We start from the raw sequence: 11,417 nt of genomic DNA, 5'->3' as shown, positions 1-11,417 counted from the left end.
GTCGGGGGCCGCGGTGCCCTGGGCGCGGGCCGGGATCAGGCGGGGGTCAGGCCGGGCCGCGCCGCCTGGCCGCCCGCTTCCTCCGCATCGTCCGCGTCCTCCTCGTCGTCGTCGAAATCGTCGGCTTCCTCGTCGAAGACGGAGCTGACGTCGAACCGGTGCAGCACGTCCTGGGGATCGGTGTGCCCGAAGGGCGAGCCCAGCCACTCCCCCGGCTCCGCGACCTCCTCCGAGGCCGCGATCCAGAGCGTGGAGTCCCCCTCCTCCAGGCCGAACTCCTTGTAGCGGGAGGCGATCTCGTCGGGCTCGTACTCCCCGAAGAGCACGCCCAGCGCACCGGCGGTGCCCCCGTCGAAGGCGAGCTCGGCCTCCCGGTCGTGCGCGGCGACCCGCTCGGCCTGGGCGATCAGCCTCGGCGGTTCGACGACGGCGTAGTCACGGCGGATGAGCACGCTGAAGGCGGCGGGCTCGGCGGGCCCGGTGTACGGGACACCGTCCTCGGGCGTGGGGATCTCGAAGGGGGTGACCTCGTCGTACCGGTCGTAGAGGAGTTCGTCGTACTCCTCCGCGGCGGCGGCGAGTTCGTTGAAAGCGGCGTAGACGGCAGGGTCCTCGTCCCCGATCCTGCTCTCGACCGCGGCGAGGTGACGGTCGAGCGCGGCCTTGACCGCCTCGGCGGCGGCGCGTACCTCGGCAACACTGGGCAGAGCGGCATCAGACATAGTGCAGACGCTATCCGTAGCAGGGCTCTGCCCGCACAATAGATGCGATGCCGGAATACGAATTTGTCGACGTGTACGTGCCCCGCGGTGTGCCCCGCAAGGAGGCGACCCGCCTGATCACCGACCATGCCGAGTACGGGAACTGGGAACTCGACCGGCTGGCCCTGTACCGGGACGGCAGCCGTCGTGTGCGGCTGCGCCGGCGGATCATCCGTCAGGTCCGCGCGACCTGGTGACGCGGGCCCCGGCCGGGGCCCGCGTCGAAAGGGTGCCCGTGCGGGCGCCGGTCAGGCCGCGTTGCGGGCGCGCCGGTAGAGCACGGCTCCGGCCAGCAGCGAGCCGGCGGCGAGCGGGAGGGCCAGGCCGAGGACGTCCCCTGCACCGGTGGCGGCGAGCCCCGCGTGCTGAGCGGGCGCGATCCCGGTTCCGGCCCCCTGGCCGGGGTGGGTCACGGGCGTGACAGTGCCCTCACCCGGTCCGGCGGGACCGCCGGGCAGGCCGGGCGTACCCGGAGTGCCGGGCTGACCGTGGTTGCCGGGTGTACCCGGAGTGCCGGGCTGACCGTGGTTGCCAGGCGTACCCGGATTTCCGGGCTGGCCGGGGTGGCCAGGAGTTCCGGGGTTGCCGGGCTGACCGGGATTGCCGGGCGTGCCCGGGTTGCCGGGCGTACCGGGATGACCGGGCTGTCCGGGGTGACCCGGCGTGCCGGGGTTGCCCGGGTGGTTCGGCTCGTCCTCGTCGCACGGCTCGTCCGGCTCCTCGGGCCCGCCCGGTTGGCCGGGACCGCCCGGGTGACCGGGATGGTGGTCCGGCGTGGCCGAGTGGTTCGAACAGCGGTTGCCGAAGGCCGGGTTCAGCAGCCCCACGACCGAGACGGTGTTGCCGCAGGCGTTCACCGGAGCATCCACGGGTGCCTGGACGGTGTTCCCGGACAGCACGCCCGGAGAGTTCGCGGCGTGGCCGGACGCGCCGGAGTCCGCGTGTGCGTAACCCCCACCCAGCGCGAGTACACCCCCCGCGGCCGCCATGGTGATCAGTACTTTGCGTCGCATGTGTCGTCATCCCCCTGCTGTGTACGAACGGCCGGGCCCTGAAGCCCGACGGCCCCGGAGCGCTGGAATGCGCTCCGGGGCCCAAGACTTCAGACGCGTCAGGCGTTGACGCAGGTGTTGCCGAAGGCCGGGTTCAGCAGGCCGATGACGTTGACGGTGTTACCGCAGACGTTCACGGGCACGTGGACCGGGACCTGGACGACGTTGCCGGACAGGACACCGGGGGACCCGATGGCCGCGCCCTGGGCAGACGCGTCGGCGTGGGCCAGGCCCGCACCCGCGAGAACCAGACCACCGGTGGCAGCCGCAGCGGCGACAACCTTCTTGAACATTGTTCCTCCTAGTTGGCAAATGCGGTCCCAGCCGCGGACCGCACCACCTGTAACGAGGAGGCATCACCAGGGCTACGAGCGTATGAGCGCATTCACTCTTCTCAGTGGAAAACGCACACCTTCCCGATTCTCAGCAGTTGTCAATGAATCGGTCGAGCACGCGCACGCCGAACTTGAGCCCGTCGACCGGCACCCGCTCGTCGACCCCGTGGAACATCCCGGCGAAGTCCAGCTCCGGCGGCAGCTGCAGCGGGGCGAAACCGAAGCAGCGGATGCCGAGGTCGTCGAAGGACTTGGCGTCCGTGCCGCCCGACAGCATGTACGGGACCGCCCGCGCGATCGGGTCCTCGGCCTTGAGGGCGCCCTGCATGGCGTCGACGAGCTTCCCGTCGAAGTCCGTCTCGAGGGCCTTGTCCCCGTGCACGTCCTCGCGCTTCACGCGCGGGCCGAGGATCCGGTCGAGGTCGGCGAAGAACTCGTCCTCGTAGCCGGGCAGGAAGCGGCCGTCGACGTGCGCGGTGGCCTGGCCGGGGATGACGTTCACCTTGTAGCCGGCGCCGAGCATGGTCGGGGCGGCCGAGTTCCGCAGCGTCGCGCCGACCATCTTGGCGATGCCGCCGAGCTTGGCCAGGGTCGCGTCCATGTCGTCCGGGTCGAGTGGGGTGCCGAGCGCGTCGGAGAGCTCGTCCAGGAAGGACCGTACGGTCTTGGTGACCCTGACCGGCCACTGGTGGCGGCCGAGCCGGCCCACGGCCTCGCAGAGCTCCGTGATGGCGTTGTCGTTGTTCGTCATCGAGCCGTGTCCCGCGGTGCCGTCCACCGTGAGCCGCATCCAGTGCATGCCCTTCTGGGCGGTCTCCACCAGGTACAGCCGCAGGCTCTCGTTGACGGTGAACGAGAAGCCGCCGACCTCGCCGATCGCCTCGGTGACACCCTCGAACAGCCCGGGGTGCTTGTCCACGAGGTGCCGGGCGCCGTACACGCCGCCCGCCTCCTCGTCGGCGAGGAAGGCCAGCACGATGTCCCGCGGGGGCTTGCGGCCGCTGCGCAGCCGGTCGCGCACGACGGCGAGCGTCATCGCGTCCATGTCCTTCATGTCGACGGCGCCGCGGCCCCACACGCAGCCGTCGGCGATCTCGCCGGCGAAGGGGTCGTACGTCCAGTCGGCGGCGTTCGCCGGCACGACGTCGGTGTGCCCGTGGATCAGCAGCGCCGGCCTCGACGGGTCCTCCCCTTCGATGCGCGCGACGGTCGAGGCGCGCCCCTTGTGGGATTCGAAGATCTGCGGCTCCAGCCCGACCTCGGCGAGCTTCTCCGCGACCCACTCGGCCGCCTTGCGTTCGCCGGGGCCGGAGTGGTCTCCGTAGTTGCTGGTGTCGATCCGGATGAGGTCCCGGCAGAGGTCGACGACCTCGTCCTCGCCGGAGACGGTCCTGCCCGCGCTCGACTCGCTCACGCTGCTTCCTCCCACTGATCGGTGCCGACTGCCTCCCCATCCTCGCGCGTGGGACGGCTCTCCCCAAGGGCGATCCCCGGCCGTCGGGGGGCGTGATCGAGGACCCCGGAATGTTTGGTAATGTTTTCCACGTCGGAACGGCCCGCGAGGGACGCGAGACAGACACCTTGTCCGGGTGGCGGAATGGCAGACGCGCTAGCTTGAGGTGCTAGTGCCCTTTATCGGGCGTGGGGGTTCAAGTCCCCCCTCGGACACACAGAGCGAGAACCCCACTTCGGTGGGGTTCTTCGCGTTGGGGGCCTTCCCCGGGTTCCTTCGGCCCGTTCCGGGGCGGGCTACCCTGAAGGCGTGATCGAGAACCTTCCCCCTTGCCCGAAATGCTCCTGTGAGTACACCTATGAGATGAACGCCCTCGTGGTGTGCCCCGAGTGCGGCCACGAATGGGTCCCCGCCGAGGGCGGTGCGCAGGACGAGGCCTCCGGTTCCGGGGAGCGGATCGTGAAGGACGTCGTCGGCAACGTGCTGCGCGACGGCGACAGCGTGACCGTGGTCAAGGCGCTCAAGGTCAAGGGCAGCCCGTCCGGGATCAAGGCGGGCACGAAGGTGCGCAACATCCGGCTCATCGACGGCGTGGACGGCCACGACATCGACTGCCGGATCGAGGGCTTCGGCGCCATGCAGCTGAAGTCCAGCGTGGTCAAGAAGGCCTGAAACGACGAGAAGGACCCCGCCTCGGGCGGGGTCCTTCTGCGTTCACGACGGGGTCGTCAGCGGTTCGCGGCGATCTCCGCCACACGGCGGCGGACCAGGAACCAGCCGCCGACGAGCGCGGCTCCGATGACGGGGACGCACAGGACCGTGGTGCGGCCGACGCCGCCGTCGCACCACATCAGGACCAGCACGGTGAGCAAGAACACCAGCGTGACGATCTGCGTGTACGGGGCCCAGGGCAGGCGGTAGGACGGGCGCTGGAGGCTGCCCTCCTGCGCGCGGCGCCAGAAGAACAGCGAGCAGATCATGACCATCGCCCAGGTGCCGAGGATGCCCAGCGAGGCGAAGTTCAGCACGAGCTCGAAGGCGTCCTTCGGCATCCAGGCGTTCAGGCCGACACCGGCGAGGCCGAAGGCGGCGGTGAACAGGACACCCCCGTAGGGGACCTTGCCCTTGTTCATGAGGCCGGTGAACTTCGGCGCGGAGCCGGACACGGCCATCGAGCGCAGGATGCGTCCGGTGGAGTAGAGGCCGGAGTTCAGGCTGGAGAGCGCCGCGGTCAGCACGACCAGGTTCATGATGCCGGCGGTGCCGGGGATGCCGAGCTTGTCGAAGACGGTGACGAAGGGGCTCTGGTCGCCGGAGTACGCGGTGTACGGCAGCAGCATCGCGAGCAGGACGACGGAGCCGACGTAGAAGAGGCCGACGCGCCACATGATCGAGTTGATCGCCTTCGGCATGATCTTCTCGGGGTTCTCGGTCTCGCCCGCGGCGACGCCGCACAGTTCGACGGAGGCGTACGCGAAGACGACGCCCTGGACCACCAGGAGCATCGGCAGGACCCCGGACGGGAAGATGCCGCCGTTGTCGGTGATGGTGGACAGGCCCGGGGTGTGGCCGCCGATGTCGTGGCTGGTGGCTACGAGGTAGATCGCGACGACCAGGAAGATCGCCAGGGCGGCGACCTTGACGAGGGAGAACCAGAACTCCATCTCGCCGAAGTACTTCACCGAGATCAGGTTCGCGGTGAGGACCACGGCGAGGGCGATCAGGGCGAGGACCCACTGCGGGACGCTCGTGAACATGGACCAGAAGTGCGCGTAGGTCGCGGCGGCCGTGATGTCGGCCACGGTGGTCGTGGACCAGTTCAGGAAGTACAGCCAGCCGGCCGTGTAGGCGCCCTTCTCCCCCATGAACTCGCGCGCGTACGAGACGAACGCGCCGGAGGAGGGCCGGTAGAGCACGAGCTCGCCCAGGGCCCGGACGACGAAGAAGGCGAAGATGCCGCACACCGCGTAGGCGATCGCGAGGGAGGGGCCCGCGTTGGCGAGCCGGCCGCCGGCGCCGAGGAACAGGCCGGTGCCTATCGCCCCGCCGATCGCGATCATGTTGATGTGGCGGGACTTGAGGTCCTTGCTGTAGCCCTCGTCACCGGCGTCGACGTGGCGGGAGGACGCCGGGGCCGGAGCCTCGGTCAAGGTGCGGTCACTCATGTAGGACTTCGCCTTCGTGGGTGGGACAGGCAGGTCCGGGCCGCCGCGCAGGGGAGCTGGGTGGTGTCACCTGTGCGCCGTCGGATGGTTTTGTCGACACAGGAGACCATGAGCCCGGGCCATGGCCAAAACCCGCCCTCCTCGCGCAGAAGCCCCCGGCGACCATGGAAACAGGCGCCGGGGGCTTCGTACGGGCTCGAAAGCGAGGCGGTGGGGGTCAGTCGCGGGGAGCGGCCTCCGCAGCCTGGTCGAGGCGAAAGGCCTCGTTCCCGAGGCCGATGCGGGCGTGCACCTCGGGGCGGCTGCGCTGCAGGACGACCCCGTACAGCAGCCCGCCCACGACGGCGGCGCCGATGATCCCGGGCAGGAGCCAGCTGAGCGCGGAGCCCTGCTCGGCACCGACCAGGACGCCGAAGTCCTTCACCGTGTACCCGGCGATGCCGAGCAGGGCGACTCCGGCGGCGCCGGCCGCGACGAGCCGCCAGACCTGGGCGCCGGCGGTGCCGCGGCGGACGAAGAAGGCGATGACGGCGAAGGAGGCGGCGGCCATGAGCAGGGTCACGCCCAGGGCGCCGACGCTGCCCATCCAGGTGAACAGGTGCAGGACGGGCGCGGTGGGGTCGCCGGCGGGCCGGTCGTCGGTGAAGGCGAAGGCGAGGACGACGAGGGTGGCGATGACGGTCTGCAGGAGGGAGCCGGTGGCGGGGGCGCCGGTGCCCGCGCTGGTCCGGCCGAAGGCGGCCGGGAGCAGGCCCTCGCGGCCCATGGCGAAGGCGTAGCGGGCGACCACGTTGTGGAAGCTGAGCATGGCGGCGAACATGCCGGTCACGAAGAGGACGTGCAGGACGTCGGTGAAGGTGGCGCCGAGGCGGCCCTCGGTGAGCTGGAAGAGCAGGCCGGGGCCGGCTTCGGCGGAGGTCTTGACGACCTCGGAGGGGCCGGTGGCGACGGTGAGGGCCCAGGCGCTGAACGCGAAGAAGAGGGCGACGAAGCCGACGGCGAGGAACATCACGCGGGAGACGACGATGTGGGGCTTGCTGGTCTCCTCGGCGTAGACCGGGGACTGCTCGAAGCCGACGAAGGCGGCGATGCAGAAGCACAGGGCCGTGCCGAGCCCGGCGCCGCCGAGGGTCTGGGGGTCGAAGGCGTGCAGCGAGAGGCCTTCGGGGCCGGGGTCGCCGAGGGCGGCGATGTCGAAGACGACGACGAGGGCGCACTCGATGAGGAGGAGGACCCCGAGGACGCGGGCGTTGAGGTCGATCTTGAGCCAGCCGAGCGCGCCGGTCACGGCGACGGCGACGAGGGCCGGTATCCACCAGGCCACGTCGGTCTTCAGGTAGGTGGCGAAGAGGCCGGAGATCTCGAAGCCGAGGATGCCGTAGACGCCGACCTGCATGGCGCTGTACGCGACGAGGGCGACGAACGAGGCGCCGGCGCCCGCCGTGGGGCCGAGGCCGCGGGCGATGTACGCGTAGAAGGCGCCGGCGTTGTGGACGTGCCGGCTCATCTCGGCGTAGCCGATGCTGAAGAGCGCGAGGACGATGCCGAGGATCACGAACAGCAGCGGCTGGCCGACGACGCCCATGACGCCGAAGGTGGTGGGCATCACGCCTGCGACCACCATCAGGGGTGCGCTGGCGGCCAGTACGGAGAGCAGCAGGCCGGCGGTGCCGAGGCGGTCGGCGCGCAGGGCGCGGTCCTGGCCCTTGTAGGTGCGGATCTCGGGCGCGGTGCTGAGCGTGGTGGATCTGCCCGTCGCCATGGCGGGGTGTCCTTTCGGGGAAGGTCGAGCGGAGCGGGGGTGCTGTGGAGCGGGGGTGCCGTGGAGCAGCGTTCGGTCGAGCGGCGTGCGGTCGAGCGGGGGTGCGCGTCAGGCCGTGCCGAGTGCGGCGCTGCGGGCGGCGAGGAAGGCCTGGTGCGGGTCGAGGTCCGGATAGGACCAGGGGGCGGGCGTGGCGTGGCTGCCGATGCGGTGGAAGAGGGCGGCGGCCTCGGCCGGGCGGCCCTCGCAGAGCTTCGCGTGGGCCAGGAAGTTGAGGTCGACCCGGTTGCGGGGGTGGTCCTCGCGTTCCCATTCGAGCCACCAGTCGAAGGCGGAGCGAAGCACCTGGCGGGCGCGGCGGTTCGACCAGTGGGCGGCGGCCCCGTCGGGGGTGCCGCCCTCGGCGGCGGCGAGCACCCGGTAGCGCTCGGCATGGGCGATGACGGGGAGGACGGCGAGCGGGGAGTCGGCCGGGGACTCCTCGGCGGCCCAGGCGGCGAAGTCGTAGACCTCGTGGAGCGGGTCGTGGCCGGCGCCGGGGGTGTGCTCGGCCAGCCTGGCGACCATCAGGTGGTGGGCGTGGTGGTGCTCGCGGTGGCGGGCCCGGACCTGGTCGAAGTGGCGGCTGAACTCCTCCTCGGTGCCGAAGGCGCGGGAGAGCATGAGCAGCCCCAGCCAGGGGGTGGGGTCGGCGGGGAGCAGGGCGGCGGCCCGGCGGCAGGCCTGTTCGGCGTCCTCGGGCGTGCCCTTGCGGCGCAGGGCGGTGAAGACGGCGGCGCAGGCGAGCAGGGTGGCGGCGTCGGCGCTGTCGGGTTCGGCGAGCAGCCATTCGCGGGCCCAGGCGGTGGCCGCCGGGGTCTCGGCGAGGACGACGACGCGGTGGCCGCGGCGGTCCCAGTCGTCGCCGGTGGCGACGAGGAGGGAGCGGGCCCTGGCCCAGCGGCCCTGGGTGAACTGGGTGCGCACGTCGACCAGCTCGGTGTCGCAGAGGGCCGGGTCGAAGAGCTGGGCGTCCCGCTTGCGGGCGCGGCCGAGGGGCGGCGGAGGCGGGGACATCCGCGGAATTCCCTCCAGGACACGGGCGCGGGCGGACGGTTGGCTGAATGATCACGCACAGCAAAGCGGTAGGCACAGCTCCGCGTCAAGGTCCAGTCCACTGCGTGGCGTGTTTCAACTGGTATGTACATGACGCTAGTTGGGGCGCGACAACTTGCTCGCAAGCGCCGCGGGCCCGGCCTAGGGTGGGCCCATGACGACGTACGACGATCTCCCGCCGGCCCTGTTCGCCTTCCCCGGGCCGCTGCGCGACAGCCTGGTGGCAGCCGTGCTGAGCGGCGCGAAGACCACGACGACCGGATTGCTGACCGAATACGAGGTCACGGGCGACCCCCTGCCGGTGGTGGGCGGGCGGATGGCGGTCATGGACTCCGCGGAACGTCCGGTGGCCGTCCTGGAGGTGACGGACGTACGCGTTCTGCCGCTCGCGGAGGTGGACCTCCGCCATGCCCTGGACGAGGGCGAGGGATACGCGTCCGTCGCCGAATGGCGCGTTTCCCACGAGCGGTTCTGGCACGGGCCGGAGATCCGCGAGGTGCTCGGTGACCCGGAGTTCACGGTGGCCGACGACACGATGGTCGTCGCGGAACGCTTCCGGCTCGTCGAACGCCTGCAGACGCCCTGACGCCTTACCGCAGTACCGCCGTAGCCCCGTAGCGCCGTGGAGCCGAGACGCCCTAGCGAGCCGCGCGGCAGGCCCCGTCCGCAACGTCCGCGGAGAGGCCGGCTTCCTGGAGGCTCGCGGCGCAGCTGGTCTGGTTGCCGATCGTGCCCTCGTAACAGGCCTGCCCGGCGGCGTCCGTGACCTGCTTGCCGTGCTTCACGATGTACTGCTCGCAGTCCTGGACGCCGGCGGGGGCGGCCGTGGCGGCCGGGGCGGCGACGAGGGCGCCGGCGGCGAGGACCAGGCCGGCCAGGATGCTGGGGATACGGGCCGACGGACGCATGCGGATGCACCTGCTCTCTCGGTCGGTCACGCGATCCGCGCGTGCGCCGGACCACGGGCGGGGGCGGCGCGGAGCGGGCGCTCCGGGGGCGACCGGCTCACGCAACGGTCACCCCCGCCCTTCCGACGCTAGAGCACGCCACCGGCACCCGCACGTCCGCCCGCCCCCGGCCGATGGGAGCGCCGGCGTCCGCCTCAGCCCACCGCGGCGGCTGCGGCGCGACCCGCCGCGCGGCCCGAGAAGATGCAGCCGCCGAGGAAGGTGCCCTCCAGGGCGCGGTAGCCGTGGACCCCGCCGCCGCCGAAGCCGGCCGCCTCGCCGGCCGCGTACAGGCCGGGCAGCGGGTCGCCGGTTGCGGTGAGGACGCGGGAGGACAGGTCGGTCTCCAGGCCGCCCAGGGACTTGCGGGTCAGGATGGAGAGCCGTACGGCGATCAGCGGGCCCGCCTCGGGGTCGAGGATCCGGTGCGGGGCGGCGGTGCGGATCAGCTTGTCGCCGAGGTACCTGCGGGCGCCGTGGATGGCCGTCACCTGGAGGTCCTTGGTGAACGGGTTGGCGATCTCCCGGTCCCGGGCCACGATCTGCCGGCGGACGGTCTCCTCGTCGAGCAGGTCCTCCTTGGTGACCGCGTTCATGCCGCGCACCAGCGAGCCGAGGTCGCGTTCGACGACGAAGTCCGCGCCGTTGTCCATGAAGGCCCGGACCGGGCCGGGGACGGCCAGCCGCGCGCGGTTGATGACGTCGCGGACCGACCTGCCGGTGAGGTCGGGGTTCTGCTCGGAGCCCGAGAGGGCGAACTCCTTGCCGATGATGCGCTCGTTGAGGACGAACCACGTGTGGTCGTGGCCGGTCTTCATGATGTGGTCGAGGGTGCCGAGGGTGTCGAAGCCGGGAAAGAGCGGTACGGGCAGCCGCTTGCCGGTGGCGTCCAGCCAGAGCGAGGACGGGCCGGGCAGGATGCGGATGCCGTGCCGGGCCCAGATCGGGTTCCAGTTCTCGATGCCCTCGGTGTAGTGCCACATCCGGTCCTTGTTGATGTGGCTGGCGCCGGCCTCCTCGGCGATGCCCAGCATCAGGCCGTCCACGTGCGCCGGGACCCCGGAGAGCATCCGCTGCGGCGGGGTGCCGAGCCGGGCCGGCCACTGCTCGCGCACGAGGTCGTGGTTGCCGCCGATCCCACCGCTGGTCACGATCACCGCCTGGGCCCGGAGGGAGAACGCCCCGGTGCTCTCGCGACCGCTCGCGGTGCCCCGCACGGCGTCGGAGGGCTCCAGGATCTGGCCCGTGACGGTGTCGAGGGCTCCGGCCGTCCGGGCGAGCCCGGTGACCCGGTGGCGGAACCGGAGCCGGACCAGACCGCGGGCCACCCCGGCGCGGACCCGCCGCTCGAAGGGTTCGACCAGGCCGGGCCCGGTGCCCCAGGTGATGTGGAAGCGGGGGACGGAGTTGCCGTGGCCGTTCGCGTCGTAGCCGCCGCGTTCGGCCCAGCCGACCACCGGGAAGAAGCGGACGCCCTGGGCGTGCAGCCACGGCCGCTTCTCGCCGGCCGCGAAGTCGACGTACGCCTCGGCCCAGCGGCGGGGCCAGGCGTCCTCGTCGCGGTCGAAGCCGGCGGTGCCCTGCCAGTCCTGGAGGGCGAGCTCGCGGCTGTCCTTGATCCGCATCCGCCGCTGTTCGGGCGAGTCGACGAAGAACAGCCCGCCGAAGGACCAGTGCGCCTGACCGCCGATCGACTGCTCGGGCTCCTGGTCGAGGAGGATGACCTTGCGGCCCGCGTCGACGAGCTCGGCGGTGGCCGCCAGGCCCGCGAGCCCCGCCCCGATCACGATCACGTCTGCGTCGTACGTCATTGCGATCCCGTCCTCCGGTCGGTGGTGGGGCAGATC

12 protein-coding genes and 1 tRNA gene are annotated in these 11,417 nt (G+C 71.7%); 4 read left to right on the top strand and 9 right to left on the bottom strand.

All coding sequences use genetic code 11. From position 1 onward, the window contains the following. Positions 1-35: 35 nt before the first annotated feature. On the bottom strand, positions 36-722 hold the full coding sequence (locus AB5J51_RS30580) for a hypothetical protein (RefSeq protein WP_053785845.1): 687 nt from the start codon (positions 720-722) through the stop codon (positions 36-38). 47 nt (positions 723-769) lie between these two features. Between AB5J51_RS30580 and AB5J51_RS30575 the strand changes: the two genes are divergently transcribed. Beyond that, a complete protein-coding gene (locus AB5J51_RS30575; RefSeq protein WP_030294295.1) occupies positions 770-958 on the top strand; it encodes a DUF5703 family protein in 189 nt (62 codons plus the stop codon). A gap of 51 nt (positions 959-1,009) precedes the next feature. On the opposite strand, the gene AB5J51_RS30570 is transcribed toward AB5J51_RS30575, so the two are convergent. The 3 genes from AB5J51_RS30570 to AB5J51_RS30560 form a co-directional block, all read right to left on the bottom strand. After that, positions 1,010-1,774 (bottom strand): chaplin family protein, encoded by a 765-nt coding sequence (locus AB5J51_RS30570; protein WP_369779117.1) that lies wholly within the window; start codon positions 1,772-1,774, stop codon positions 1,010-1,012. Between the two features lie 98 nt (positions 1,775-1,872). Beyond that, on the bottom strand, positions 1,873-2,106 hold the full coding sequence (gene chpH / locus AB5J51_RS30565; RefSeq protein WP_053785846.1) for a chaplin ChpH: 234 nt from the start codon (positions 2,104-2,106) through the stop codon (positions 1,873-1,875). Positions 2,107-2,236: 130 nt separating this feature from the next. Next, complete coding sequence (locus tag AB5J51_RS30560; protein ID WP_369779116.1) at positions 2,237-3,562, bottom strand: M20/M25/M40 family metallo-hydrolase; 1,326 nt, start codon at positions 3,560-3,562, stop codon at positions 2,237-2,239. A gap of 169 nt (positions 3,563-3,731) precedes the next feature. Between AB5J51_RS30560 and AB5J51_RS30555 the strand changes: the two genes are divergently transcribed. After that, positions 3,732-3,816, top strand: a tRNA-Leu gene (locus AB5J51_RS30555). Positions 3,817-3,910: 94 nt separating this feature from the next. After that, complete coding sequence (locus tag AB5J51_RS30550) at positions 3,911-4,273, top strand: zinc ribbon domain-containing protein YjdM (RefSeq protein ID WP_369779115.1); 363 nt, start codon at positions 3,911-3,913, stop codon at positions 4,271-4,273. Positions 4,274-4,329: 56 nt separating this feature from the next. Here the strand turns inward: AB5J51_RS30550 and AB5J51_RS30545 are convergent, their stop codons facing one another. From AB5J51_RS30545 to AB5J51_RS30535, 3 genes are all read right to left on the bottom strand, one after another. Further along, a complete protein-coding gene (locus AB5J51_RS30545) occupies positions 4,330-5,766 on the bottom strand; it encodes an amino acid permease (protein WP_133898483.1) in 1,437 nt (478 codons plus the stop codon). A gap of 217 nt (positions 5,767-5,983) precedes the next feature. Then, complete coding sequence (locus AB5J51_RS30540; protein WP_369779114.1) at positions 5,984-7,528, bottom strand: APC family permease; 1,545 nt, start codon at positions 7,526-7,528, stop codon at positions 5,984-5,986. A gap of 108 nt (positions 7,529-7,636) precedes the next feature. Further along, complete coding sequence (locus AB5J51_RS30535) at positions 7,637-8,584, bottom strand: hypothetical protein (protein WP_369779113.1); 948 nt, start codon at positions 8,582-8,584, stop codon at positions 7,637-7,639. A gap of 193 nt (positions 8,585-8,777) precedes the next feature. Between AB5J51_RS30535 and AB5J51_RS30530 the strand changes: the two genes are divergently transcribed. Continuing rightward, the gene (locus AB5J51_RS30530; RefSeq protein WP_369779112.1) at positions 8,778-9,209 is read left to right on the top strand and encodes an ASCH domain-containing protein; all 432 of its coding nucleotides are present in this window, start codon (positions 8,778-8,780) and stop codon (positions 9,207-9,209) included. A gap of 52 nt (positions 9,210-9,261) precedes the next feature. On the opposite strand, the gene AB5J51_RS30525 is transcribed toward AB5J51_RS30530, so the two are convergent. Together AB5J51_RS30525 and AB5J51_RS30520 are read right to left on the bottom strand one after the other, a co-directional pair. After that, on the bottom strand, positions 9,262-9,531 hold the full coding sequence (locus tag AB5J51_RS30525; RefSeq protein WP_136224268.1) for a hypothetical protein: 270 nt from the start codon (positions 9,529-9,531) through the stop codon (positions 9,262-9,264). 194 nt (positions 9,532-9,725) lie between these two features. Then, the gene (locus tag AB5J51_RS30520; RefSeq protein ID WP_369779111.1) at positions 9,726-11,381 is read right to left on the bottom strand and encodes an FAD-binding dehydrogenase; all 1,656 of its coding nucleotides are present in this window, start codon (positions 11,379-11,381) and stop codon (positions 9,726-9,728) included. Between the last annotated feature and the right edge of the window lie 36 nt (positions 11,382-11,417).

The organism is Streptomyces sp. R33, assembly GCF_041200175.1.
Lineage (GTDB): Bacteria > Actinomycetota > Actinomycetes > Streptomycetales > Streptomycetaceae > Streptomyces > Streptomyces katrae_B.
Note: the sequence above shows the minus strand (reverse complement) of the source record. Positions and strands in the feature narration are given on the sequence as shown.